This window comes from Pseudomonas putida (assembly GCF_030159595.1).
In the GTDB taxonomy this organism is placed as follows: domain Bacteria; phylum Pseudomonadota; class Gammaproteobacteria; order Pseudomonadales; family Pseudomonadaceae; genus Aquipseudomonas; species Aquipseudomonas putida_AC.
In genome coordinates, this window is record NZ_BSKJ01000006.1 from 347,398 (window position 1) to 371,085 (window position 23,688).

The window sequence follows — 23,688 nt, forward strand, 5'->3', positions numbered from 1 at the left end:
CTCCCACAGGGATCGCCAGTGTTCTTCCGATCAGCGTTTGCCTGCTTGCACAAACTTGCGCTTTTCTTGCCCCGGTAGATGTCACTCGACCACAGCCGCAGTAGGATGGCTGGCAAGAGGATTCGCCCATGACCCCACTCACGCAGTTGCAAGTGTTCAACGCCATGCACGCCTCGCCCCACGCCCGGCTGGAGCTGAGCGCGCACCTGGGCGATGGGCTGGCGGCTGCGTTGTGGAGCAACCGGGATGATGCCCGCGATTATCAGGCACCGACCCATCACACCCTGTCGTGCTACATCGCCGACGGCACCGGCACCTTCCGCCGCCAGCGCCCGGCCGACAAAGGCGCGCCGGGCAAACTGTGCGTGATGCCGGCCGGGCAGGAATCGAACTGGGTGGTCAATGGTGCAATCCGCCTGGCGCACCTGTATGTCAGCGAGGCGCAGTTTGCCCTGGGTTGCGTGCGACTGCTGGACCGGGAGCCGCGTGAACTGCAGTTGCAGGAAGCGACCTTTCTCGACGACCCGCAACAGGCCGCGCGCTTTCGCCAACTGATTACCCTGGACTGGGACGAGCCCGGCGAGCGCCTGCTGGCCAGCTGCCTGGCGCACGATATTGTCGACCATGCGCTGCTCAGCCAGGTCGGGCTGCGCCAAGGCCTGCGCCTGAAAGGCGGGCTGGCGCCAAACCTGCGCCGGCAGATGGTCGAGTACATCGAAGCACACCTGGATCAGCCAATTACCCTGGGTGAACTGGCCTTGCGCTGCAACCTGTCCGAATACCACTTTGCGCGCATGTTCCGCACCAGCTTCGGACTACCGCCACACCAGTACCTGCTGGCCCGGCGGCTGCACCGGGCTTGTGGGCTGTTGCGGCTGGGGGAAATGCCGCTGGGGGAAATTGCCTTGATGTGCGGGTTTGCCAGTGCCAGCCATTTCAGCAACCGGTTCAAACAGGCCCTTGGCGCAACACCTGGGGAGTATCGTTGGGCCATTCGCGGCTAAAGCCGCTCCCACAGGGTAACGCGGTCCCTGTAGGAGCGGCTTTAGCCGCGAAGAGGCCGGTACAGGCCGGCTCAAAACTCAAAGGTACTCGACAGACTAACCTGTCGCGCATCCCCAATCGCCACAAAGTACTGGTTCACCGCCGAGCTGTAGTACACCTTGTCGAACAGGTTCTTAACATTCAGCTGCAAGCGCACATTGTGCTCATCCAGCTTGGTCTCATAGCTGGCGAACGCATCGGCCACGGTGTAGGACGGTAGGTCGAAGGTGTTGGTCGAGTTGCCCGGCCGCTCCCCCACATAACGCGCACCTGCGCCCACCCGCAGCTTGTCGCCCCCGAACAGGCTGCCGAAGTCGTACACGGCCGACAACGAGCCGCTGTGCTTGGCCACGTTCTGCAGGCGGTTACCCTGCAGGGCGGGGTCTTCGGTCACTTTGGCATCCGTGTAGGCATAGCTGCCAATCAGGCTCCAGTGCTCGCTGAGCTGTCCCGTCAGGTCGAGCTCGACTCCCCGCGAGCTGACCTCGCCGGCGTTGCTGTACACCGTCTCTTTACTGAGGGCGTCAAAGTTCGAAACCAGCACATTGCGCTTGGTGATATCGAACAACGCCAGGGTGCCCGTGACACGGCCCGGCATGTCGAGCTTGGCCCCCAATTCCCACGACTTGCCTTCTTCCGGTGCCACCGACGAGTCGATTACAACATTGCCGGTCAGCGGCGCGATGGTGGAGTTGGGCTTGAACGACTCGCTGTAACTGCCATAGAACGACAGTTGCTCGTCAACCTTGTAGACGATTCCGGCATGAGGTACCCAGGCCTGGCCACTGATGTCGGTATTGACCTTGAACGGGCGACCGCGACCGGCGTACTGGTCGAACTGCTGGAAGCGGGCACCCGCCACAAGGATCCAGTGCTCATCCAGGTGCAGCGCATCCTGCACGAACAGTGCGTCGGTGCGCAGCTTGTCGGTCTGGTCACTCTCTTTGGCACCTATGCTGGTGCCTTCCACTTCCTGGCCGTACACCGGGTTTACATAGCTGAACGTGGACTGAGCAGTCTGGCGGATCAGGTCACCGCGATAAATTTTGCGGTCCTCATGGTCGACGCCGAACAGCAGGTCGTGCTGCATACCGGCCACTTCCACGTTGCCCGCCAGGCTCAAGGTGGCGAACTGGTCACGGCTCATGGCGTTGTGGGTGCCATCGATGCTTCGCGAGAGTGTGCCGGTCTTTTCATCCACGCCCGTCACGCGTACCTGGCTGGCATCGTAAGTCTCGCGGTTGAAGCTGTAGCCAAAGTGCAGCTTCCAGTCATCGGCCAACTGATGGTCGACTTCCAGGCGGTACAGGTCGGAGCGCCCTTCCATGTCGTTGAACGGCTCGTCCAGGCGCCGCGTGGCGGGGATATTCAACGGGTGCCCGTTGTTGCCAAAGGCGGTGCCACGGTCGAAGGGAGAGAGAAATTCGCGGTGCTCGTAGGCCAGCACCACCTGGGTGTCTTCGCCCAGCCAGGCCAGCGACGGCGCCACCAACGATTCGCGGTGCACGCCGTAGTTGCGCCAGTAGTCTTCGTCTTCGTGGTCGACGATCAGGCGGTAGGCGAAGTTGCTGTCGCCCAATGCGCCGGTGCTGTCAAACCCGCCACCGCTGCCGTTCTTGCCGCTGCCGTAGGTGGAGCCACGCACGGTCAGGGCGTTGTATTGCTCAAGTTGCGGGCGCTTGCTGACCACGTTGATCACCCCGCCCGGGTCCTGGATGCCGTACAGCAGCGAGGCCGGCCCCTTCAGCACTTCGACCCGCTCGGTGCTGGCGTTGAGGCTACGACCCTGCACGATGGGCATGCCATCGCGCATGATCGAGCCGTCGCGGTTGTCGCCGAAGCCGCGCTTCATCACGGTGTCGGACGTGCCGCCAAAGTTGTTGCCTTGGGTGATGCCACTGACATTGGCCAAGGCATCATCGAGGTTGCGTGGGGCCTGGTCGCGGATGACCTGGGCTGGCACCACGTTGATGGCCTGCGGGATATCCTGGTTCGGGCCCTGCCCACGCATGATCGAGGCGGTGGCCGGCGGTTGGTAGCTGTACACGTCCATTTGCGAGGTCACGGTGGTGGCCTGCAGGTTGAGGACGCCGGAGGTGTCCACTGCTTCCAGGGTCAGGGTGCGTGCATCGACGCGTCGCCAGGCCAGCCCGGCGTTGCCCAGCAGCTGTTGCAGGGCCTGTTCGGCGCTGAACCGGCCGTTCAGTGCCGGCGCCTGCACACCCGGCAGTTCCAGGGTGTAGACCACGCTCTGGCCGGTGGTGCGGCTGAAGGCGTTGAGCGCCTGGGCCAGGGGCTGGGCCGGCTGGGCGAAGGCATAGGTCTGCTGTTGCTCGGCGGCGCTGGCAAAGGGGGCGACAACAATGGCCGGGAGCATGGCAAGGCCGAGCCAGAGAGGGACGCAACGCGGGGTGAACTTCATGGACGCTGACCTGTGAGAGGGTGATGACTGCGAATGAATCGCACTTCCACTCATTACACGGATGCCACGTCCTGTTACCTCACCCGTTGATTGAAATTATTTTTTTGCCTGCACAGGCCTCTATCGAATCAGCGTCAAACGCCCCAATACCGTCTGCCGCGAAAAACCCATCACCTTGCCCAGCGAATCCAGCGCCAGCAACGGTTCACCCACCTGGAAACTGCCGCTGACCTTGCGCTGCCCCAGTTCGCCATCCAGCAACAGGATACGCCCCGGGTAATAGCGCCCAAGGTCTTCCACCACCTGCGCCAACGGTACCTGGTAGTAATTCAGCCAGCCTTGGCGCCAGGCCAGGCGGTTGTCGCTGTCCACCACCTGGGTGTCACCTACCCTGCCTGCGCTGTAGACCACCTGCTGGTTGGCCGTCAGCTCACGCGCCAAAACGCCCGGCGCCGGGCTAACCCCCACACGCCCACTGCGCACCGTCACCTGGGCGCTCTCGCCCTGCTCGCGCACTTCGAACTGGGTACCCAGCACCCGTACCTCGCCACCTGCAGCTTCGACCAGGAACGGCTCGCCGGTATGCGTCACCTGGAAAAACGCCGCGCCATGAAGCAACCGCACACGGCGCTCCCCTTGGGCGAAATCGACCGCAATGGCGCTACCCGCATCAAGCGTGACCTGCGACTGGTCGGCCAAGGTCACTTGGCGTACCTGCCCGGCACTGCGGTAGTCAGCCTGCAGGTCCTGCAACCAGTACCCCGGGTGCCAACCACCGACAATACCCACGGCCAGCACCAGGCAGGCCGCCATCGCCAACGCCGCCACACGCCTCCACGGACCACGGACCGGCGGCCTGGCCATGGCATCGAGGTAACGTTGCAGGGCTTGCTGTTCTTCGTCGGCCAACCGCTGCGCCGGGGCGGCACTTTTCTGCCACAGCACCTGAGCCTGTTCGTAGGCGGCACGGTGCCCGGGGTCAGCCAGCAACCAGCGCTTGAACGCCGCGCCCTCGGCTTGCGCGGGCTGCTCGTTGATGCGACTGAGCCATTGCAATGCAGCCTGGGATTGCGACTCGGAGATGGGGGGCATGCTGCTCATCGACGGGCACTCCCCGGCCGGCGTGGGGTGGGCGCGGGCTCGGCAACACTGGCCTTGCACGCTTCAAGGGCGCGCATCATATGCTTTTCCACGGCACTCTGGGACAGTTGCATGGCGATAGCGATCTCACCGTACTTGCAGCCGTGAATGCGGTTGAGCAAAAAGATCTGCCGGGTGCGCTCGGGCAAGGCGCGCAAAGCGGCTTCGATACGTTGCAGGTCGTGGTCCACTTCCAGGGCCTGTTCTGGCGCCTGGGAAGTGGTCACTTCGTCCACTGACAACGCGGCTTCAGCCAGGCGTTCGCGGCTGCCTTCACTGCGCAGGTGGTCGATGGCGAGGTTACCGGCGCAACGCAGCAGGTAGGTGTCCAGCGCTTCGACCTTGACCTCGGGCCGGCGCCAGAAGCGCAGGAACAGCTCCTGGACCAGGTCCGATGCCGTGGCGCGGCAGCCGATCCGCCGGCTGACCAGCGCCTCCATGCGCGCCCGCTGGGCCAGGAACACTTGGACGAAGCGTGCACGCCCGCCGCTGTGCTCGGCGTCCAGTTCGGTCATGTCCCCAGGCTCGCTCACGGGCTCACACTGCGAACACGGCCAGCAACGGGCCCAGCACCACGCTGGCGGCAGCCAGGCCCAGCAACAGGCGCGGCTGGTAAGGCAGGCCGAACACCCACAAGGTTACCCCGGCCATCATCACCGCCGTCCACTCCACCAGGCCATGGGCCCAGCCACGCAGGTGCACGCTGAGGACCAGTGATAGCATCAGCAGCAACCAACCGGCGATACGCAACAGACGCAACTGCCCGGCACGCGGCTTGCGCCCGAGCAAGTCGCTGAAGTGTTTTTCCATGGCCAGGCACAGTGCAACAAAACCCGCGAATGCGATGAGTGCGTTACCCAGCATCAGCTTGCCTCCGCCGTTTCAGTACTCGGCCTTTTTGCCACGCGTGGCCGCTTGGTAACCGGTTTGGGGCTACGCAGCATCTTCAGCGCCAGCCAGGCCAGGAACAGGCCGGTACTCAAGGCTGTCAGGTCGAATCCGGCCATGGCCCAGTCACCCTCCAGTACCGAATGGTTCAGGCCTCGGTCGGTGCTCAGGCCGTTGAGCAACGGCAGCAAGGCAAAGGCCAGCGCACCCAGCGCCAGTTGCTCACCCCAGGCCCTGCGCCCGCTGCGCAGCACGGCGTGCACCAGCGACAGACCCCAGGCGATGAAGAAGGCGTTGACCTCCCAGTCACCCCGGCCTTCGACCCCCATCGGGATAAGCCGGTTGGCCCAGAAGAAGCCCGCCACTGCCAGCAGCAACCCGCTCATGCTGGCGATATTGAGTACCTCGACCAGGCGCAGCTCGCCCGGCATGTGTTCGCTCTTCGCGTGCTTGAGCTGGCGCTTGCCCAGCCACATCACCAGCCCGGTGCCGATCACCGCAGTACCGGCCACGCCAAAGAAGAAGTAAAGCCAGCGCAACCAAGGACCGGCGAAGTTGCCCATGTGCAGCCCGGCGAAACTGAAGGCGGTCATCATTGCCCCACTCTCTGGCTTGCCCTGGCTCAGCAGCTCGCCACTGGCGCCATCGAAGGTCCAGTTGGCGCTGCGCCGGTAAGCCACATGGTCGGCAGCCGATTGCGTCAAGGTGACGCGGGCATTGCTGTCGCCCGGGTTCTGCACCTGGATGTTGCCAATGCGCGCGCCGGGTTGCAGTGCCTGCACCTGGGCATACAGGCTGGGCAACGGCACCAGCGGTGCAGCCACATGGGCTGCCTTGGGCGCATCGTCACGGCCAAACAGGTCGTTGAAGTACTTGCCGGTGTCATTGCCATAGCTGGCCATGATGCCCGCCGGCATCACCATGTACATGAACAGCACCAGGCTGCTGTAGCTGATCATCAGGTGAAACGGCAGCACCAGCACGCCGATGGCGTTGTGCCCATCCAGCCAGGAGCGCTGGCCCTTGCCGGGGCGGAAGGTGAAGAACTCCTTGAAGATCTTCTTATGGGTGATGATGCCGGTGACCAGCCCCAGCAGCATGATGAGTGCGCAGAAGGTCGACAGCCAACGGCCAAACGGGTGTGGCATTTGCAACTGGAAGTGGAAGCGGTAGAAGAACTCTCCACCGCGGCTGTCGCGTGCTTCCACCGGCTGGCCGGTCTGGGTATCGAGGGTTTTGCTGACGAACCCGCGTGGCCCGCCATTGGGGTCGCGGTAGCCCACGCTCAAGGCGGCCTCGCGCGCGTTGGGCATGCGAATGAACCAGGTGCCCGAATGGCCGGCATTGTCCTGCAGGTAACGTTGGGCCACCCCCAGGCTATTGACCGGATCCAAGGCATGGCTGCGCACTTCGGGTTGCGACCAGTGGGTGATTTCTTCCTTGAAATACGACAACGTGCCGGTGAGGAAGATGGCGAACAACAGCCAGCCGAAGATCAGGCCGGTCCAGGTGTGCAGCCAGGCCATCGCCTGGCGGAAGCCTTCTTTCATGGGTTTTTCATCCAGTAGGCAACGCCGCTGACCATACCCAACAACAGGCTTGGCGCCAGTACACCCAGCCAGGCACGCCAGGCGCTGCGGCAGGCGAAGCACCAGATGAATGCCAACAGGTAGAAGACGAACGACAGCAGCAGGCCGGTGAGCGTGGCATCGACTTTTGGTAGCGGTGCCACCAAGGCAATGCAGACGCTGGCCATGGACGCCAGCAGGTAGCCACCCAGCAGCGCGGCCAGGCTGCGCGAGGCAACGGCCAGCCGGTAACTGAGCGGGAGGCCGGCGGTTTTACGCGTCATGGCGAAGGTCCGGGCGTTTTCGGGGCTGCAATAATAATGATTTCAATTCTCATAAGCAAAGCCTGCTGACAGCCGACGATTGCCGAAAAAACCGCCCGCCCATACAATGCGAACAATTCTTACTACCAGTTGCGCTGTCATGCGCCGGAGTATCACGGTGACCAGCGCGCTTACATCGACGGTCGAAGGCCTGTACCACGCCCATCACAACTGGCTCACCGGCTGGTTGCGCCGCCGCCTGGGCTGCCCGCACAGCGCCGCCGATCTGGCCCAGGACACCTACATGCGCCTGCTCCAGGCGCGCGAGGCGCCCCAGTTGGTGGAACCGCGTGCGTTCCTAGCCACAGTGGCCAAGCGCGTATTGTGTAACCACTTCCGCCGCCAGGAGCTGGAGCGCGCCTACCTGCAAGCGCTCGCACAGGTACCGGAAGAGGTCGCGCCGTGCGAGGAACAGAAGGCGATCATCTTCGAGACACTGCTAGTGCTCGACCACCTGCTGGACGGTCTTCCACCTTTGGTCAAACGCGCCTTCCTGCTGGCCCAGGTCGATGGCTTGGGTCAAGGTGAAATCGCCCGCGAACTGGGCATTTCGCTGGCCACGGTCAAGCGCTACCTGAACAAGGCAGCGATGCGCTGCTACTTCGCCCTGTGAACGCCTCGTTTTCCCCGCAAGTGGCCGAGCAGGCCGTGCATTGGTTGATCGAGTCGCAAGGCGATGACTTCGGCCAGGCGCAACAGCTGGCCTTCGACCGCTGGTTGCAGGCCGACCTGGAGCATCAGCGGGCCTGGGCGCATATCCAACAGGTCAACCAACGCTTGCGTGGGGTGTCCTCGCCGGTGGTGCACGCAACGCTGCAAGCCCCGCAATCGTCAGCCCGGCGGCGGGCGCTCAAGGCCTTGTTGCTGGTCGGTGTGGCCAGTGCCACGGGGCTTGGCCTGCAACAGCACAACCCCCTTCCCGGGATGATGGCCGACTACCGCAGCCCGATCGGTCAGCGCAGACGCATGCAACTGGGTGACGGCAGCGTGCTGCAGCTCAACACCCGCAGCGCAGCCGATGTGCGTTTCGACGGGCAGCAGCGGTTGGTGCAGCTGTTCGAGGGCGAACTGGCACTGCAAGTGGCCAGTGATTCACGGCCGTTGCAGCTACATACTGGTGAGGGTGTATTGCTCCTGGACAGCGGGCGCTTCAACGTACGCCGGTTCGACGGGTATAGCCTGGTGTCGGTGTTCGAAGGCGGGGCCAGCGCACAAGGGCAGCCGCTCATGGCCGGGCAACAGGCACGCTTCACGGGCGCCTGGCGTTCGGTGTCGGCACTCGACCGCAATGTCGGCGCCTGGGTCGACGGCATGCTGGTGGCCTCGCAGATGCGTCTGGCGGATTTCCTCGCCGAGCTTGGGCGCTATCGCCACGGGCAACTGAGGTGCAGCGAGCGGGTCGCCGACTTGCGTATTTCAGGGTCGTATCCGCTGGATGACAGTGAACGCATTTTGCAGATGCTGGAGGTGGCGTTGCCGGTGCGCGTGAAGCAGTTCACCCGCTACTGGGTGACGGTCGAACCAAAAATCGGTTAGGGCCAGTACAGGCAAATTATTTTCAATTCGACTGAGCCATTTTCCCAGCCTCGCGTGACAGACATGGCAGAACCCCTCTTTCAGGACCCGACCCATGCCGTTGCGCCCCAGCCCGTTCGTTCACGCCCTGCTGCTCACCACCACCCTCGGCCTGGCCATGCCTGCCGCTCATGCCGAATCCCGCAGCTACCACATCGCCGCCGGTTCTCTTGAAGACGCCCTCAACCAGTTCGGCCGCGAAAGCGGTGCGCTGATCTCGTTCGGCTCGCAACTGACCCAGGGTATCAACACTCAGGGCCTGGACGGCCAGTACGACGTGCGCCAAGGCCTCGACACGCTGCTGCGCGGCAGCGGCCTGCAAGTGCGGCAGGAAACCGACAACGCCTTCAGCCTGCTGCCCATCGATACCCCCACCGCTGGCGCCCCGGTCGAACTCGGTGCCTCCACCGTGGTCGGGGACTGGCTGGCCGAAGCGCAGCAGGACAACGTATTCGAGCACCCCGGCGCCCGCGACGTAGTGCGCCGCGAGGAATTCGAGCGCAACGGCGCGACCACCGCCCGTGAAGTGCTCAACCGCATTCCCGGGGTCAACGCCCCCGACAACAACGGCACCGGCAGCCACGACCTAGCGCTGAACTTCGGCATCCGCGGCCTCAACCCGCGCTTGGCATCGCGCTCGACCGTGCTGATGGACGGCATCCCGGTGCCCTTCGCCCCCTACGGCCAACCGCAGCTGTCGCTGGCACCGCTGAGCATGGGTAACATGGACGCCGTGGATGTGGTGCGCGGCGGCGGCGCGGTGCGCTACGGCCCACAGAACGTCGGCGGCATCGTCAACTTCGTCACCCGGGCGATCCCCGAGCAGGCCACGTTCAAGGCCGCCATGCAAAACCAGATCAGCCCATCCTCCAGCCACGACGGGTTCAAGAACAGCGCCAACCTGCTGGTTGGCGGCACCAATGCCAACGGCCTGGGCGGTGCCCTGCTGTACTCCGGCACCCGTGGTGGTGATTGGCGCGAACACAGCGACACGCAGATCGACGACCTGATCCTCAAGGGCAAGCTGCAACTGGACGAAGCCAACAGCCTGCACGCCATGGCCCAGTACTACGAGGGCGAGGCGGACATGCCCGGCGGCCTGAGCACTGCCGATTTCGACGCCGACCCGTACCAGTCCACGCGCCTGAAAGACAAGTTCTGGGGCCGCCGCACTCTGTTCAACTTCGGCTACGACTACAAGCAGGACGACCGCCAGTTCAGCGTCAACAGCTTCTTCACCAAGACCCTGCGCAGCGGCTACCTGGACCAGGGCAGCTTCGTCTCGCTGTCGCCACGCGAGTACTGGGTACGCGGCATCGAAACCCGCTTCTCGCAGGGCGTGGCCTTGGGCGACAGCTGGCACGAACTGGGCATCGGCTACCGCTACGTCAACGAAGCCGGCCACGAACTGCGCTTCCGCGAGCCGGTTAATGGCAACCTGCCGACCACCGCCAGCCGCAACGACCGCGACACCCGTGGCAGCACCGAAGCCCACGCCATCTACCTGGATGACCGCATCGACATCGGCCGCTGGACCATCACCCCGGGCGTGCGCTACGAGATGATCGACTCTGAACAGAGCAACAAGCTCAACGGCCAGCGCTATCAGGGCAGCTACAACACTGCGCTGCCAGCCCTGAACGTGATGTATCACCTGACCGACAGCTGGAACCTGTACGCCAACACCGAAGGCTCGTTCGGCAGCGTGCAGTACAGCCAGATGCCTAACCGGGTCAGCAGCGGCGAAGTGAAACCGGAAAAGGCGCGCACCTGGGAAGTCGGCACCCGCTACGACAGCGGCGACCTGCAGGCCGAGATCGGTGCATTCCTGATCAACTTCGACAACCAGTATGAAAGCAACCAGACCAACGACTCGGTGATCGCCCGTGGCGAAACCCGTCACCAAGGTATCGAGACCAGCATTCGCTATGCACTGGATGGCCTGAGCCCGGCCCTGGCCGGCTTCGACGTGCATGCCAGCTATGCATTCGTTGACGCCACCATCCGTGAGGACGGGCCGAACAAAGGCAACCAGGTGCCGTTCTCGTCGCGCCACAAGGGCAACCTGGGCGTGGGCTACACCGAGGGCCCCTGGCAGCTGAACCTGGACGGCAGCTTCCAGAGCAGCCAGTACGCCGACAACGCCAACACCAGCACCGAAAGCGCCGATGGCAGCACCGGTCGCATTCCCGGCTACATGCTGGTCAGCACCCGCGCCGGGTACGACTTTGGCCCGCAGTTGTCGAACCTGAAAGTGGCGGTTGGGGTGAAGAACCTGTTCAATCGCGAGTACTACACGCGCTCTTACGATGACAACAACAAAGGCAAATATGTGGGTGAGCCACGCACCCTGTATGTGCAGACGTCGGTGGAGTTCTGACCGAAAGCAAATGGGGGGCCGCTTTGCAGGCCCCTTTTGCAACAAGAAATTTATTTTCAAAAAGGGGTTGAATTCATTTCGCAGTTGCCTGACCTTAGAGTCAAGAGGCGCAGAAATTCCAAGGGTCTCAAGGGCCTAGGCGCGTCTCCATGCGAGCAAGCTGAATAAGGATTGAATCATGCAAATCCAGGTCAACAGCAGCAACCATTTCGAAGGCAACGCCCGGCTCGACGAGTGGGTCCGCAGCACTCTGCAGAACTCACTGGAACGTTACGAAGAAGACCTCACCCGCATCGAGGTTCACCTGCGCGACGAGAACGGCGCCAAGCCCGGACCGCATGACAAACGCTGCCAGATGGAGGCTCGCCCCAAAGGCCACCAACCGATTTCAGTGACCCACACCGCCACTTCGCTGGACCAGGCAGTCGACGGTGCCGCCACCAAGCTCAACCACGCGCTGGAACACTTCTACGGCAAGCTGCGCAGCAAGCGCGGCGCCCTGGAGCTGAGTGACCCAGACGCCTGATCGGCAATGCAAAACGCCCGGCCTGGAGCCGGGCGTTTTTGTGTTTAGCGATCAACAGTCGAAAACGCGATTACATGATCAACCGAGGGCTACTTGCCCTCCTCCACTTCCTTGCCATTGGCATCCAGCACCTTGGTCGAGGGGTAGCGGTACGAGGCGTAGCGCACCACCAGGATCGAGAACGCCAGCAACAGGATGCCCCCGCACAGGTACAGCAGCCCTTCGTCCGGCGCCTTGTGGTGCGAAACATCGCCGATCAGCAGGCGGGTCAACGCGGTAATGGCCACATACAGCAGGAAGCGGATTGGCATGTGGTTGGTCTTGAAGTAGATGCCAACCATGGCCCCCAGCTCCAGGTAGATGAACAGCAGCAGGATGTCATCGACACTGATCCCACCCTTGCCGAGCATGTCCAGGAAGGTCATCACCGCCGCATAAGCGGTGATCGCGCCAATGCCGAACAGCGCCAGGTAATGGAAGGCCTCGACGCACAGGTTGCCCAGCGAGTCCGCCGAACCGTGCAGGCCCTTGCGCAGCTTTTCTGCCCATTTGATGTTCACGATGTTCCATTCCCCGATACGTCTTTAAGGATGATGCGTCACCGGTGTGACGCTTGTGCCATGCAGTTAAAGGGCCAGGCCCTTGGCTTGGAAGGTGACCGATTGCCGCAAGGCACGTCTGGGCTAGGCTGAAGAATCAGGTTGCACGATGATGGCAAATGCCATTACTGTATATGGATACAGTAATCGCAATACAACCAGCAAAAAGGCATAGAGGTGATGAATGGCCGTCGAAGTGGTGTACCGCAGCAGCCGCGACCCGGAGCGCTTGTTCATGGATAAGGCCGAAGCAGACCGTCACGACAAAATGCTCGAACTGGCCGAGCGACTGGCCGAAGTGCTGCACAAGGCGGTGCCATCGCTGACCGAGCAGCAGGTTGAGGAAGCCGGTATCTACATGGCCAAGAACCGCGACGTGTTCGCCCGGGCGTTCAAGAGCCAGCCGGATGCGTTGGCCGAGTTGCTGGAAGGTGGTGCTGCCGAGTGATATCGGTGGCGCCTGCTTCGCGGGCAAGCCCGCGAAGAGGCCAGCAAAGCGAACATCCAGTTTCAGCCATACAACAAACGCTCAGCCAGCATCTGCGCTACCCGCGCCGGCGAACGCTTTTCCGCCTGCGCATGGCCAAACACTTCGGTCAGCCGTGAAGGTATCCGCGCCAGGTGCGCGGTGATGGTGCCCAGGTCCTCGCCACGATGGGTCAGCGCCACATAGATCAGCCCACCGGCATTGATCACATAGTCAGGCGCATACAGTATCCCGCGCGACTCCAGCTGGTCTGCCACCTGCAAGGTAGTCAGCTGGTTATTCGCAGCCCCGGCCACTGCCGCACAGCGTAACTGCATCACGCTCTGCCCGTTCAGCACCGGCCCCACACCGCAGGGGGCGAAGATATCGCAAGGGGTGCTGATCAACGCATCGTTGGTCACCGGCTTTGCATCGAACTGCTCCATCGCCAGCCGTACACGCCCAGGGTCCAGGTCGCTGACCAGCAACTCCGCGCCCACCGCATGCAGTTGCTCCGCCAACGCAAAACCGACATTGCCCAAGCCCTGCACCGCCACCCGCAGGCCTCTGAGATCATCGCTGCCCAGCCGGAACGAAGTCGTGGCGCGGATGCCAGCGAACACGCCCATGGCCGCATGTGGTGAGGGGTCACCTGAGGCCGTGGTGCTGGTCACATGGAGTGTGCTCTGGGCGATGCAGTCCATGTCCAGGGTCGAGGTGCCGCTGTCCACGGCGATGATGAAGCGACCATTCAAGGTATCAATGAAGCGGCCAAAGGCCTCGAACAGCGCGGCGCGGTTTTCCACATGCGGGTTGCGCATGATCACTGCCTTGCCGCCACCCAGCGGTAGGCCCGCCAGTGCCGCCTTGTAGCTCATGCCTTGGGCCAGGCGAATCGCGTCAGTCATGGCGCTTTCGTCATCGGCGTAAGGCAGGTAGCGGCAACCGCCCATGGCCGGGCCCAACTGCTCACTGTGGATCGCCACCACCGCTTTCAGGCCCGTAGGCGGGTCGTTGAAAAGGTGCAGAGACTGGGTACGGGTGCTTTGCATCAGTGCGAACATCGACAGGCTCCCCCACGAGGTGCTCCTTCCAGTATAGGCACCGCATTGGCGCCGACGTCGCCGCCAGACCACTGGACGAAACCGCGCGCCACGGCTAATACTCAAGCGTGTGTGGAGAAGCCCCATGAAGCCACGTCAAGCCTGCCTGGCCTGCCTGGAACGCGAGCCTGTCGCCCTGCTGGAAGCCGCATTGTGGATTGCTGCCGAGCACGACCGGAGTGTCGAGCCTGCGGCCAGCCTTGCCGTGCTGCAAGACCTGCAGCGTGCCATCAGTACCAACTTGCCGATGCTGCCGCTGTGCGAACTGGCCCAGCCGCTGCTGCGCCAGCTCAATGCGCTGGGCTTCCAGCAGGACGAACTTCACCCCTTGCGCCCGCAGGCGGCAATGATGGACAAGGTGCTGCTACGCCGCCGTGGCCAACCGCTGACTTTGGCCATCCTCGCCCTGGAGCTGGCCCGGCGGTTGTCTATTCCATTGGAGGGGGTGGGTTTCCCTGGCCATTTCCTGCTGCGTGTACCGGGTGCCGACCACCTGCTTGACCCCTGCGGTGGCCGGCGGCTTTACCCCAACGATTGCCGTGAGCTACTGGCCCGCCAGTTTGGCCCTCACGTTGCGCTGACGGCTGAGCACATGCGCAGTGCCAGCCCGCTGCAGATGCTGCAGCGCCTGTCACGCAACCTTCGCCAGTTGCACATCAGCAATGACGACCACCTGGCCGCCCTGATCGATGCCGAGCGGATCATGCAACTGGGCCCGGTACAAGTCAGCGACTATGTGACCCGCGCCTCGCTGTACCAGCACCTGGATTGCCCACAGGCCGAGCGCTTCGACCTGGAGCACGCGCTGCTACTGACAGAAGATCCGGTCCAGCGCCTGAAGCTGTCCGAGCGAATCGGCAAGCTTCCGGCGGCGAACCGTTCGCTTCACTGAGCCGGACTGTCCGGCTGCTGGGCGGGGTGAGCCTGGGTGAACGCCGGGTGCACGTCGGCCAGTGCGGCAACCCGCAGGATGCGCGGGAAGCTGTCCAGGTCGATGTTGAAGCGTTCGGCGGCGTACAGCTGCGGAATCAGGTACACATCCGCCAGCCCCGGTTGGTCACCGAAACAGAAGCCATGATCACCGATCAGTTGCTCCACCGCCGCCAACCCTTGGCTGATCCAGTGGCCGATCCACTGGTTGACCTGGCCCTCGTCCTGCCCGGCCTGACGCAGCCGGTTGAGTACGCTCACGTTGTGCAGCGGGTGAACATCGCAGCCAATGATCGCCGCCACGCCCCTTACCTTGGCCCGCGCCTCGGCAGTGGCGGGCAGCAGCGCAGGCTGTGGATAAACCTCTTCCAGGTACTCGATGATTGCTGGTGACTGCACCAGCAATTCACCGCCATCGGTACGCAAGGCCGGTACGCGGCCCTGCGGGTTGATGGCAACATAGCCCGCCCCACGCTGCTCACCCTGCAACAGGTTGACCGGCAGGGACTGGTAAGCCAGCCCCTTCAGTGCCAGCGCGATGCGCACCCGGTAGGACGAGGTGGAACGGTAATAGGTGTACAGCTCCATACCCCTGCCTCCTCAGTTGGCCGCGATAACCGTGCCACGGCATTCGCCGAAGCCGATGCTGGCCACGCCGTCACGCATGCAGCGGGCCCGCAGGATGATTTCGTCGCCGTCTTCGAGGAACTTGCGCACCTCGCCGCTGGCCAGTTCCACCGGCAGCTTGCCGCCTTCGGTGATCTCCAGCAGGCTGCCGTAAGAACCCGGCGTGGCGCCCGACAAGGTACCCGTACCGAACAGGTCGCCCGGTTGCAACTGGCAACCATTGACGCTGTGGTGCGCCACCAACTGCGCCACGGTCCAGTACATGCTGCGGGTGTTGCTCAGGGTCAGGCGGTGTGGGGCAACGCCCTGTTCGCGCATGCGCTCGGTCAGCAGCAGTACTTCAAGCTCGATATCGAATGCACCGGCAGCCTGGTCGCGCTTGTCGAGCAAGTATGACAGTGGCTGCGGGTCGCCTTCAGGGCGTGCCGGCTGAGCACAGCGGAATGGCTCCAATGCTTCGGCGGTGACGACCCAGGGCGAAATGGTGGTGATGAAGCTTTTGGACAGGAACGGCCCCAATGGCTGGTATTCCCAGGCCTGGATATCGCGCGCCGACCAGTCGTTGAGCAGGCACAGGCCGGCCACATGCTCGGCGGCATCGCCTACCGGAATCGCCTGGCCCATGTCATTGCCCTGGCCAATCCAGATACCCAGCTCCAGTTCGTAGTCCAGCCGTGCGCAAGGGCCGAAGCTCGGCTCGGTGTGCCCGGCCGGCAAGGTCTGGCCCTTGGGCCGGCGTACGTCGGTGCCGGACGGGCGAATGGTCGAAGCGCGGCCGTGATAACCGATCGGCACATACTTGTAGTTGGGCAGCAGCGGGTTGTCGGGACGGAACAGCTTGCCCACGTTCTTGGCGTGCTCGATGCCTACATAGAAATCGGTGTAGTCACCGATCTGCGCTGGCACATGCAGTTGGCAGGCGCTGGCTGGATACAGCGTCGGCTTCAGGGCCGTCTGGTGTTCGCTGTGTTCGCCGAGCAACACCTGCAAGCGCTCGCGCAGCGCAACGCGGGCATTGCGGCCCAATGCGAAGAATGCGTTCAGCGCCCCGCCGCGGGTGGCTTCGACGGCAGCCTTGGCGGCACCATCGAACAGGCCGGCGGCCAGCACCGCCTCCAGGTCAAGAATCGCATCACCGATGGCCACGCCACAGCGTTTGGCTTCACCCGGCCGGCTGAAAATGCCCAAAGGCAGGTTCTGCAGCGGGAAGTCGCTGTGCCCGTTGGCGTGCTCGACCCAGCTACGGGCATTGGCAGTGTGGTTCATGGGTTATCTCCGGTTCGGGTTGAAGGTGCTCGGCAAGGTGGCCCAGCAACTATCGTAGTCGGCCTGCAATTGCGGGCATTCAAGGGCGTGCTGGCTCGGGCGCAGCACTTGGCTGGTCTCGAACATGAAAGCCATGGTGTTGTCGATCTTGTGCGGCGCCAGGTCGGCGGCAATGGCCTTTTCGCAGGTTTCGGCGTCGGGCCCATGGGCGCTCATCACGCCGTGCAACGACGCGCCACCCGGCAGGAAACCTTCGGCCTTGGCATCGTAGGCACCACTGATAAGGCCCATGAACTCGTTCATCAGGTTGCGGTGGAACCACGGCGGACGGAAGGTGTTCTCGGCCACCATCCAGCGTGGCGGGAAGATCACGAAGTCCATGTTGGCCAGGCCATGCACGCTGGTGGGCGAAGTCAGCACGGTGAAAATGGACGGGTCCGGGTGGTCGAAGCTGACGGTACCGATGGTGTTGAAGCGGCGCAGGTCATACTTGTACGGCACGTTGCTGCCATGCCAGGCCACCACATCCAACGGCGAGTGTTGCAGTTCGCAGGCCCAGTGCTCACCCAGGAACTTCTGCACCAGTTGCACCGGCCCTTGGGCCTCTTCGTAGTGCGCCACCGGGGTGAGGAAGTCGCGCGGATTGGCCAGGCCGTTGCTGCCGATGGGGCCCAGTTCCGGAATGCGAAGCGGCGCACCGTGGTTTTCGGCGATATAGCCTCGGGCCTTGCCATCGAGCAGCTCGACGCGGAACTTCATGCCACGCGGGATCACCGCGATTTCCAGCGGTTCGACCTCCATCACACCCAGTTCGGTGGCAATGCGCAGGCGACCTTGCTCCGGCACCAGCAGCAGCTCACCGTCGGCGTTGAAGAACACCCGCTCCATGGAACGGTTGGCGCGGTAGATGTAGATGCTCACGCCGGTCGGTTTTTCCGCCGCAGCGTTGGCCACCATCGGCAGCCAGCCCTCGATGAAGTCGGTCGGTTCAGCAGGAATCGGCTGCGGGCTCCAGCGCAGGCGGTTGGGGTTGATCCCACCCAGTGACCCGCTCAGTGGCTGGCGCGCCAGACGCTCGAAACGGGGGTGCAGTGCAGACGGGCGAATACGATAGAGCCAGGTGCGGCGCAGCTCGCTGCGGGCCATGGTGAACGCCGTGCCCGAGAGCAATTCGGCATACAGCCCGTAGGGCGCCTTCTGCGGCGAGTTCTGCCCGACCGGCAAAGCCCCAGGCAGCGCTTCGCTTGCAAACTCGTTGCCGAAGCCGCTGAGGTAGTGAAGGTCGGGTGAGGTGTCGCGATTCATCGATGCCTCCGGGCTCTGACCGAGCCGTTGCGGGCAGCTGGCTGCTGGCCCGGTGTGGGGTGGCAGCGCGTCTGCATTGTTTTTATCGTAATCAGATTACGAATAACGTAATTTGCTCCGCGCTTGGCGTCAAGCTATAAAGGCCCGACTTGAAGAATCCGGAAGCCGATGTTCATGACCAAAGCCAGCTCCCCCGCCGACAACGGCAAGCAGAAAGTCCGCTCGGCGGAGGTCGGCACCGACATCCTGAAGGCGCTTGCAGAGCTCTCCCCTTCCACTTCGCTGTCACGCTTGGCGGAACATGTGCAAATGCCGGCGAGCAAGGTGCACCGTTACCTGCAGGCGTTGATTGCCAGCGGCTTCGCGGAGCAAGACAGCGCCACCAACCATTACGGCCTGGGGCGCGAAGCCTTGCGGGTGGGATTGGCAGCACTGGGCAGCATCGATGTGTTGAAGATTGCCGCGCTGCCGCTGTCTCAACTGCGCGACGAACTGAACGAGAGCTGCTTCATTGCCGTGTGGGGTAACCAGGGCGCGACCGTGGTCAGCATTGAACCGGCGGTACGTGCGGTCACCGTGGTCACGCAAATCGGCTCGGTGCTACCGCTGCTCACCTCGTCTACCGGCCTGGTGTTCGCCGCTTACCTGCCCGAGCGCGAGACCGTGGAATTGCGTGACCGCGAGCTGGCCGCCCTGCAGCACAACGCCAATGATTACCAAGCCGTGCTGGCCGGCATTCGAGAACGTGGCCTGCACCATGTACACGGCTTGCTGATGCCTGGGGTAGATGCGCTGTCTGCCCCGGTGTTCAATGCCATGGGGCAAGTCGCTGCGGTGATGACCGTGGTCGGGCCAACGTCGATTTTCCATGCCGACGAGCGTGGCCCGGCAGCACAACGGCTACTGGCGGCAGCGCAGGAAGCCAGCTGGCGCATGGGCTACTCGCCCGCCGACTGAGTGCCTGCGGCACTATTGCCCGCTACGTAAAGGTGAATGTCATAAGCGGCTATTTTTCCCACAGGATCAAGCGCTTATTCTTAACTCACTGGCCGGCATGAAGGGCACTCCCCCCGCCTTTCAGGCCTGCGAGGTTTCACCGACGTAGATTTTGAAGCTCCTTGATCTGACGTCTCGATTGGCCGCTGCGGCTTGCAGCGGCCTTTTTTTTTACCCTGAAAAATTCATTCGCCGGTACAGGTAATACAAATTCAGTTCAGCGAGTACTTTTGCAGGTTGGCCATCATCTGCTGCAACGCCTGCAAGCTGTCCTGCGGGTGCACCGCCCCCTCAAAATCACCAATCCTCGCCCAGTTCTCCGCCACCTGCTCCGGGGTAAAGCCTTCACGCGGATCAAAGCCCACCCCCAGGCTGCGCTCCCAGCGCACTTTGCCCACCCAGCCGCCACCCACCTCGAACAATTCCCCTGTGCCCTGGCACTGCTCGCTCCCCAAATACACCACCAGCGGGCTGACCAGTTCGGGTTTGAGCCGCTCGAATACCTGAGGCGGAATCAGCCCTTCGGTCATGCGGGTGCCGCCGGTAGGTGCTATGGCATTGACCAGGATGCCGTGCTTGCGCCCTTCGATCGCCAGGGTCCGGGTCAACCCGTACAGACCCAGCTTGGCCATGCCGTAGTTGGCCTGGCCGAAGTTGCCGTAGATGCCAGAGGTAGAAGCGGTGAAAATCACCCGCCCCCAGTTCTGTTCGCGCAGGTGTGGCCAAGCGGCCCGGGTGACCTTGAAGGCCCCTTCCACATGCACCTGGTAAACCTGCTCCCAGTCGCTGTCGTCCATCTTGTGGAAGGTCTTGTCACGCAGGATGCCGGCATTGTTCACCAGCACATCGACCCGGCCAAAGCTGTCCAGGGCCTGCTCGACGATATGTGCCCCCTGGCTGACCGAGTCATGGTTGGCGATGGCAACGCCGCCGCCGGCGCGGATTTCCTCCACGACCCGGTCAGCGGCCGAGGCGTTGGCACCTTCACCATGGGTAGAGCCGCCGAGATCGTTGACAACGACTTTGGCACCACGAGCGGCGAACAGCAGCGCATGGGCACGTCCCAAGCCACCGCCGGCCCCGGTGACGATCACCACGCGATCTTGCAGACGGACAGGCTCGCTCATGCTCATGGCTCCAGGCAGGTTCAGGTCAGCCAAGTGTCCGCCGCCAGCGGCAGGCAGACAATCAAGCTCACGCAGGCTGAATGCCTGGCAATAACGCAGGGAGATGAGGCCCGCTCAGGACCACGCCACCTTCTGTGGAGAGTAGCTCAGCGGCTGCTCACGAAAGGCCAGGTAATGGCGTAGCACCTGCATCGGCGCTTCGGTGTGCGGGTAATGGCCGATGCCCTGCAACTGCACGGTGTCCGGCTCCGGCACCAGTTGTCGGTAACGCTCCAGCATGTGCCCGCCGGAAAGCGGGTCGACCACGCCATTGATGAAGCGCAGTGGCACGCCATTGCGCTGCATCGCCCCGACCCAGCGTTCGCGGTGCAACCTGCGCTCGGGCATATAGCCCACCAGCTTGTGCAGGATGCGCGTGCCCCGGTTGGCGGCGATCAGGCTCCAGAAGTCATCCAGGGCACTTTCGCTGGGGTGGGTACAGGGGCCGTAGACCTGGGTCACGTTGCGCACCAGGTCGTCACGCCCGAACGAGCGCCCGACCAGCCAGCCGAACCGGCTAAGCAGCAGTTTCTGGATCAGCAGCATGCGGCAGCTTTCGGGGAACAGGCCGCTGTTGAGGAACACGCAGCTGGCTATGTCGGCACGCTGTTCGTGGTGCCGCGCCAGCAACTCCTGGGCCACGCTGCCACCGTAGTCGTGGGCCAGCAGATGCACGGGCTGGTCGACCTGCAAATGGCCGAGCAAGGCCTGCTGCAAGTCCGCTTGCTCCATCAGGCTGTAGGCGTGATCGACCGGTTTGGCCGAATCGCCAAAACCGAGCATGTCGCAAGCGATCACCCGGAAGCGTTGCGTCAAAGGCCCCCACAAGTAGTGCCAGTCCCAGCTGGCAGTGGGGAAGCCGTGTAACAGAAGCAGGGGCTCTCCTTGCCCTGCGGTCCAGTAGCGGATGCTCTGGCCCCGGAAGTTGAAGCTTTGTCCCCGGGTACGCCAGACGCTCAATGGAATTTCGGCCATAGGCATCAGAAGTAACCTGGTGAAATGATAGGGACGGGATAGGGCAAGGCTGCGGTCATTGCATGTCACCTCGGCACATACATGTGCTCTCTATGTCGAGGCAAAGTCTAGCCAGCAGCCCAATGGCTGGAACTTGCGTTGCCAGCCAGCTTGATGACTGTGCGAGTCAGTGGCACGAACGGTCAGAGCAACAGGGCCAGCAACGGTGCCGCGAACAGGTTCAGCAGGCCGGTCAGCACCATGACCAGACCGGCCACCGAGCCTTCCTCGCGGCCCACCTCCTGTGCCCGGCTGACCCCGGCACCATGCGCACCTACGCCAAACAGCGCGCCCCGTGCCAACGGCGTGCGCAACGGCAACCAACGCAGCAGCACGCCGCCGAACATGGCGCCGAGCACGCCGGTGAACATCACGAATACCGCTGTCAGCTCTGGCACGCCTCCCAGGTCATGGGCCAACGGCATGGCAAACGGCGTGGTGATCGAACGTGGCACCAGTGACAGGCTGGTCGCACTGTCCAGCGCCAGCAGGTGCGCCAGCCCCCAGGAACTGGCGATCGAGGCACTGCTACCGGCGACCATGCCCACCATCAGTGCCGGCCAGTGGCGCGCCAGCATCGCCCGCTGCTGCCAGATAGGTACCGCGAAGGCTACGGTCACCGGGCCGAGCACGCTCATCAACCAGTGGGTGTTGCGCGCATACTCGGCATAGGCGGTGTGCAGCGGCACCGCTACCGCCAGCAGCAGTACCGGTACCAGGATCAACGGCGACAACAGGTAACGCCCGCTGCGCCGGTACAGCCAGCGGCTGCCCAAGTAGGCCAGCAAGGTCAGCGCCAGCCAGAACAGCGGCATGGGTTCAAGGCTCATGGCGCAGCCTCCAGCGGCACACCAGTTCCACGGTGAGTGCGGTCACGACCATCACCATCAACGTGCTCACGGCGATCACCAGCAAGATGCGCCAGCCCTCGTCACGGATCAGCGAGCCGTAGTCCAGCAGGCTCATCAGCGCCGGAATGAAGAACAGCAGCATCTCGGCCATCAGCCAGCCGGCACCCCGCTGCAGCATGGCCGGCTTGAGCACACCGGATGCGAACAGTATCAACAGCAATGCCAGGCCCATCACACCCCCGGGAATCGGCCAGCCCAGCCAGCTGGCAAGCTCGCCGCCAAGCAGGAACAGGGCACAAAGAATCGCCAACTCGACGAGCAGACGCAGGGCTTTTTTCAACAACGCGGGTTTCATGGTGGGGTTCCTCGACAGGCCCTCATTTTAAGATTCGACTGCCTAGGCCAGAAGCGAATTGTTAGACTGGCCGCCATTCCAGAATGGAATTCAGAGCATGGAATTCAAACAGCTGCGCAGTTTCATCGAAGTGGTCCACCGCGGAGGTTTTACCCCGGCGGCGCAAACCCTGCACATCAGTCAATCCGCCGTGAGCAAGCAGGTGGCGCAGCTGGAGCAAGATGTGGGCCAGCCACTTCTGGAGCGCCAGGCCTCGCAGCTGCACCTGACGGCTGCCGGGCGTATTGTGCTGGAGCGTGGCGAGGCCCTGCTGCGCCAGCGTCAGGCACTGCTGAACGAGCTGGACGACCTCAGCCAGATGGAGCGTGGCGAGTTGCGCCTGGGCTTGCCGATGCTGGGCAGTGACGCCTTGTTCGCCGGTCTGTTCGCCGAGTATCGGCGGCGTCACCCGAACATTGCGATCCAGTTGCTCGAAGGCGGCAGCCGCAGCGTCGAACAGGCGGTCAGGAGTGGTGAACTGGAACTGGGCGGCAGCCTGACACCCAATGACGACACGTTCGACTACCAGCCATTCTGCAACGAGCCACTGGATGCCCTGCTGCCAGCTGGCCATGCCTTGGCGGGCCTGGACGGGGTGGACCTGGGGCAACTGGCCGATACGCCGTTTCTGCTGTATCAACGCAGTTTTGTGCTTAATGACCGGTTACTGAAGGCGTGCCAGCAGCAAGGGTTCACCCCGAAGGAAGGCGGCCGCAGTGGCCAGGCGGACTTTTTGGCGGCGTTGGTGGCGGCAGGCCAGGGCGTGGTGTTGCTGCCCCGTGTGGTGGCAAAAGCGCTGGAGCGCCCTGGGGTGGTGCGTTTGCCGCTACGTTCGCCGGCGGATTTGCGCTGGGACATCGCCTTTATCTGGCGGCGTGGCGCCTACCTGTCACGGGCGGCGCAGGCGTGGTTGGCCTTGTTGCGCGAGTGGCCGGTACCTGGCAGCAAGTAATGAATTGGCCTTGCTGGCCTCTTCGCGGGTAAACCCGCTCCCACAGGTACTGCACACGGCTTAAAGCTGTGCTGTCCCTGTGGGAGATTCTATGGTTTTCAGCAAGCTGTTTTGACACCTTTGGTGATGTATTCGTCCTGATTTTTCATCAGG

24 protein-coding genes are annotated in these 23,688 nt (G+C 63.2%); 9 read left to right on the forward strand and 15 right to left on the reverse strand.

Annotated elements, in window-relative coordinates; translation table 11 throughout:
* Positions 1-128: 128 nt before the first annotated feature.
* Positions 129-1,004, forward strand: coding sequence for a helix-turn-helix transcriptional regulator (locus tag QQL85_RS16230; protein ID WP_284354491.1), 876 nt, complete (start codon positions 129-131; stop codon positions 1,002-1,004).
* A 71-nt stretch (positions 1,005-1,075) separates the two neighbouring features.
* Here the strand turns inward: QQL85_RS16230 and QQL85_RS16235 are convergent, their stop codons facing one another.
* The 6 genes from QQL85_RS16235 to QQL85_RS16260 form a co-directional block, all read right to left on the reverse strand.
* On the reverse strand, positions 1,076-3,466 hold the full coding sequence (locus QQL85_RS16235) for a TonB-dependent siderophore receptor (protein WP_284354492.1): 2,391 nt from the start codon (positions 3,464-3,466) through the stop codon (positions 1,076-1,078).
* Positions 3,467-3,586: 120 nt separating this feature from the next.
* Positions 3,587-4,567 carry a FecR family protein gene (locus QQL85_RS16240; protein WP_284354493.1) on the reverse strand — a complete coding sequence of 327 codons (981 nt, stop codon included), beginning with the start codon at positions 4,565-4,567 and terminating at the stop codon, positions 3,587-3,589.
* A complete protein-coding gene (locus QQL85_RS16245) occupies positions 4,564-5,121 on the reverse strand; it encodes an RNA polymerase sigma factor (RefSeq protein WP_284354494.1) in 558 nt (185 codons plus the stop codon). The genes QQL85_RS16240 and QQL85_RS16245 overlap by 4 nt, the downstream gene beginning before the upstream one ends.
* 22 nt (positions 5,122-5,143) lie before the next feature.
* The gene (locus tag QQL85_RS16250) at positions 5,144-5,470 is read right to left on the reverse strand and encodes a DUF3325 domain-containing protein (protein WP_284354495.1); all 327 of its coding nucleotides are present in this window, start codon (positions 5,468-5,470) and stop codon (positions 5,144-5,146) included.
* Positions 5,470-7,044: a PepSY-associated TM helix domain-containing protein gene (locus tag QQL85_RS16255; RefSeq protein ID WP_284354496.1), complete on the reverse strand. Its 1,575-nt coding sequence runs from the start codon at positions 7,042-7,044 to the stop codon at positions 5,470-5,472. The genes QQL85_RS16250 and QQL85_RS16255 overlap by 1 nt, the downstream gene beginning before the upstream one ends.
* Positions 7,041-7,346 (reverse strand): DUF3649 domain-containing protein, encoded by a 306-nt coding sequence (locus QQL85_RS16260; RefSeq protein ID WP_086975342.1) that lies wholly within the window; start codon positions 7,344-7,346, stop codon positions 7,041-7,043. Before QQL85_RS16260 ends, QQL85_RS16255 begins: the two co-directional genes overlap by 4 nt.
* A gap of 139 nt (positions 7,347-7,485) precedes the next feature.
* Here QQL85_RS16260 and QQL85_RS16265 point away from each other — a divergent pair, with 139 nt between their 5' ends.
* From QQL85_RS16265 to QQL85_RS16280, 4 genes are all read left to right on the forward strand, one after another.
* On the forward strand, positions 7,486-7,998 hold the full coding sequence (locus QQL85_RS16265; protein WP_284354497.1) for a sigma-70 family RNA polymerase sigma factor: 513 nt from the start codon (positions 7,486-7,488) through the stop codon (positions 7,996-7,998).
* The gene (locus tag QQL85_RS16270) at positions 7,995-8,921 is read left to right on the forward strand and encodes a FecR domain-containing protein (protein ID WP_284354498.1); all 927 of its coding nucleotides are present in this window, start codon (positions 7,995-7,997) and stop codon (positions 8,919-8,921) included. The genes QQL85_RS16265 and QQL85_RS16270 overlap by 4 nt, the downstream gene beginning before the upstream one ends.
* 94 nt (positions 8,922-9,015) lie before the next feature.
* A complete protein-coding gene (gene fecA, locus QQL85_RS16275) occupies positions 9,016-11,340 on the forward strand; it encodes a TonB-dependent Fe(3+) dicitrate receptor FecA (RefSeq protein WP_284354499.1) in 2,325 nt (774 codons plus the stop codon).
* Positions 11,341-11,518: 178 nt separating this feature from the next.
* Positions 11,519-11,866: an HPF/RaiA family ribosome-associated protein gene (locus QQL85_RS16280; protein WP_284354500.1), complete on the forward strand. Its 348-nt coding sequence runs from the start codon at positions 11,519-11,521 to the stop codon at positions 11,864-11,866.
* 89 nt (positions 11,867-11,955) lie between these two features.
* Here QQL85_RS16280 and QQL85_RS16285 read toward each other — a convergent pair whose 3' ends face one another.
* Positions 11,956-12,426, reverse strand: coding sequence for a phosphate-starvation-inducible protein PsiE (locus QQL85_RS16285; protein WP_284354501.1), 471 nt, complete (start codon positions 12,424-12,426; stop codon positions 11,956-11,958).
* A 223-nt stretch (positions 12,427-12,649) separates the two neighbouring features.
* Between QQL85_RS16285 and QQL85_RS16290 the strand changes: the two genes are divergently transcribed.
* A complete protein-coding gene (locus QQL85_RS16290) occupies positions 12,650-12,913 on the forward strand; it encodes a YebG family protein (protein WP_016489064.1) in 264 nt (87 codons plus the stop codon).
* Positions 12,914-12,975: 62 nt separating this feature from the next.
* On the opposite strand, the gene QQL85_RS16295 is transcribed toward QQL85_RS16290, so the two are convergent.
* On the reverse strand, positions 12,976-13,995 hold the full coding sequence (locus QQL85_RS16295; RefSeq protein WP_284354502.1) for a Leu/Phe/Val dehydrogenase: 1,020 nt from the start codon (positions 13,993-13,995) through the stop codon (positions 12,976-12,978).
* A gap of 124 nt (positions 13,996-14,119) precedes the next feature.
* On the opposite strand from QQL85_RS16295, the gene QQL85_RS16300 reads away from it, so the two are divergent.
* On the forward strand, positions 14,120-14,926 hold the full coding sequence (locus tag QQL85_RS16300; protein WP_284354503.1) for a SirB1 family protein: 807 nt from the start codon (positions 14,120-14,122) through the stop codon (positions 14,924-14,926).
* Here QQL85_RS16300 and maiA read toward each other — a convergent pair.
* From maiA to hmgA, 3 genes are read right to left on the reverse strand one after another with little or no spacing between them, the layout of a single operon-like run.
* Positions 14,920-15,552: a maleylacetoacetate isomerase gene (gene maiA / locus QQL85_RS16305; protein ID WP_284354504.1), complete on the reverse strand. Its 633-nt coding sequence runs from the start codon at positions 15,550-15,552 to the stop codon at positions 14,920-14,922. The two genes, QQL85_RS16300 and maiA, sit on opposite strands and share 7 nt — an antisense overlap.
* A gap of 12 nt (positions 15,553-15,564) precedes the next feature.
* The gene (gene fahA, locus QQL85_RS16310) at positions 15,565-16,857 is read right to left on the reverse strand and encodes a fumarylacetoacetase (protein WP_284354505.1); all 1,293 of its coding nucleotides are present in this window, start codon (positions 16,855-16,857) and stop codon (positions 15,565-15,567) included.
* A 3-nt stretch (positions 16,858-16,860) separates the two neighbouring features.
* Positions 16,861-18,162 (reverse strand): homogentisate 1,2-dioxygenase, encoded by a 1,302-nt coding sequence (hmgA, locus tag QQL85_RS16315; RefSeq protein WP_284354506.1) that lies wholly within the window; start codon positions 18,160-18,162, stop codon positions 16,861-16,863.
* A 174-nt stretch (positions 18,163-18,336) separates the two neighbouring features.
* Here hmgA and QQL85_RS16320 point away from each other — a divergent pair, with 174 nt between their 5' ends.
* A complete protein-coding gene (locus QQL85_RS16320) occupies positions 18,337-19,119 on the forward strand; it encodes an IclR family transcriptional regulator (RefSeq protein WP_284354507.1) in 783 nt (260 codons plus the stop codon).
* Positions 19,120-19,370: 251 nt separating this feature from the next.
* On the opposite strand, the gene QQL85_RS16325 is transcribed toward QQL85_RS16320, so the two are convergent.
* From QQL85_RS16325 to QQL85_RS16340, 4 genes are all read right to left on the reverse strand, one after another.
* Positions 19,371-20,285, reverse strand: coding sequence for an SDR family oxidoreductase (locus QQL85_RS16325; protein ID WP_284354508.1), 915 nt, complete (start codon positions 20,283-20,285; stop codon positions 19,371-19,373).
* A 114-nt stretch (positions 20,286-20,399) separates the two neighbouring features.
* Positions 20,400-21,305 (reverse strand): alpha/beta fold hydrolase, encoded by a 906-nt coding sequence (locus tag QQL85_RS16330; protein WP_284354509.1) that lies wholly within the window; start codon positions 21,303-21,305, stop codon positions 20,400-20,402.
* Between the two features lie 176 nt (positions 21,306-21,481).
* On the reverse strand, positions 21,482-22,168 hold the full coding sequence (locus QQL85_RS16335) for an LrgB family protein (protein ID WP_016713477.1): 687 nt from the start codon (positions 22,166-22,168) through the stop codon (positions 21,482-21,484).
* Positions 22,158-22,544, reverse strand: coding sequence for a CidA/LrgA family protein (locus QQL85_RS16340; RefSeq protein WP_284354510.1), 387 nt, complete (start codon positions 22,542-22,544; stop codon positions 22,158-22,160). Before QQL85_RS16340 ends, QQL85_RS16335 begins: the two co-directional genes overlap by 11 nt.
* Before the next feature lie 97 nt (positions 22,545-22,641).
* Between QQL85_RS16340 and QQL85_RS16345 the strand changes: the two genes are divergently transcribed.
* Positions 22,642-23,535, forward strand: a complete 894-nt coding sequence (locus tag QQL85_RS16345; protein ID WP_284354511.1) for a LysR family transcriptional regulator — start codon at positions 22,642-22,644, stop codon at positions 23,533-23,535.
* The last annotated feature ends 153 nt before the right edge of the window (positions 23,536-23,688 follow it).

What these genes read in the sequence shown, in the direction of transcription:
- QQL85_RS16265 (WP_284354497.1), top strand. Translation starts at nt 7,486, where the DNA reads ATGCGCCGGAGTATCACGGTGACCAGCGCGCTTACATCGACGGTCGAA.
- QQL85_RS16240 (WP_284354493.1), bottom strand. Translation starts at nt 4,567, where the DNA reads ATGAGCAGCATGCCCCCCATCTCCGAGTCGCAATCCCAGGCTGCATTG.
- QQL85_RS16280 (WP_284354500.1), top strand. Translation starts at nt 11,519, where the DNA reads ATGCAAATCCAGGTCAACAGCAGCAACCATTTCGAAGGCAACGCCCGG.
- QQL85_RS16330 (WP_284354509.1), bottom strand. Translation starts at nt 21,305, where the DNA reads ATGCCTATGGCCGAAATTCCATTGAGCGTCTGGCGTACCCGGGGACAA.
- QQL85_RS16335 (WP_016713477.1), bottom strand. Translation starts at nt 22,168, where the DNA reads ATGAGCCTTGAACCCATGCCGCTGTTCTGGCTGGCGCTGACCTTGCTG.
- QQL85_RS16250 (WP_284354495.1), bottom strand. Translation starts at nt 5,470, where the DNA reads ATGCTGGGTAACGCACTCATCGCATTCGCGGGTTTTGTTGCACTGTGC.
- QQL85_RS16340 (WP_284354510.1), bottom strand. Translation starts at nt 22,544, where the DNA reads ATGAAACCCGCGTTGTTGAAAAAAGCCCTGCGTCTGCTCGTCGAGTTG.
- fahA (WP_284354505.1), bottom strand. Translation starts at nt 16,857, where the DNA reads ATGAACCACACTGCCAATGCCCGTAGCTGGGTCGAGCACGCCAACGGG.
- QQL85_RS16235 (WP_284354492.1), bottom strand. Translation starts at nt 3,466, where the DNA reads ATGAAGTTCACCCCGCGTTGCGTCCCTCTCTGGCTCGGCCTTGCCATG.
- QQL85_RS16245 (WP_284354494.1), bottom strand. Translation starts at nt 5,121, where the DNA reads ATGACCGAACTGGACGCCGAGCACAGCGGCGGGCGTGCACGCTTCGTC.
- QQL85_RS16260 (WP_086975342.1), bottom strand. Translation starts at nt 7,346, where the DNA reads ATGACGCGTAAAACCGCCGGCCTCCCGCTCAGTTACCGGCTGGCCGTT.
- QQL85_RS16325 (WP_284354508.1), bottom strand. Translation starts at nt 20,285, where the DNA reads ATGAGCGAGCCTGTCCGTCTGCAAGATCGCGTGGTGATCGTCACCGGG.
- QQL85_RS16255 (WP_284354496.1), bottom strand. Translation starts at nt 7,044, where the DNA reads ATGAAAGAAGGCTTCCGCCAGGCGATGGCCTGGCTGCACACCTGGACC.
- QQL85_RS16295 (WP_284354502.1), bottom strand. Translation starts at nt 13,995, where the DNA reads ATGTTCGCACTGATGCAAAGCACCCGTACCCAGTCTCTGCACCTTTTC.
- QQL85_RS16290 (WP_016489064.1), top strand. Translation starts at nt 12,650, where the DNA reads ATGGCCGTCGAAGTGGTGTACCGCAGCAGCCGCGACCCGGAGCGCTTG.
- fecA (WP_284354499.1), top strand. Translation starts at nt 9,016, where the DNA reads ATGCCGTTGCGCCCCAGCCCGTTCGTTCACGCCCTGCTGCTCACCACC.
- QQL85_RS16300 (WP_284354503.1), top strand. Translation starts at nt 14,120, where the DNA reads ATGAAGCCACGTCAAGCCTGCCTGGCCTGCCTGGAACGCGAGCCTGTC.
- QQL85_RS16345 (WP_284354511.1), top strand. Translation starts at nt 22,642, where the DNA reads ATGGAATTCAAACAGCTGCGCAGTTTCATCGAAGTGGTCCACCGCGGA.
- QQL85_RS16320 (WP_284354507.1), top strand. Translation starts at nt 18,337, where the DNA reads ATGACCAAAGCCAGCTCCCCCGCCGACAACGGCAAGCAGAAAGTCCGC.
- hmgA (WP_284354506.1), bottom strand. Translation starts at nt 18,162, where the DNA reads ATGAATCGCGACACCTCACCCGACCTTCACTACCTCAGCGGCTTCGGC.
- maiA (WP_284354504.1), bottom strand. Translation starts at nt 15,552, where the DNA reads ATGGAGCTGTACACCTATTACCGTTCCACCTCGTCCTACCGGGTGCGC.
- QQL85_RS16230 (WP_284354491.1), top strand. Translation starts at nt 129, where the DNA reads ATGACCCCACTCACGCAGTTGCAAGTGTTCAACGCCATGCACGCCTCG.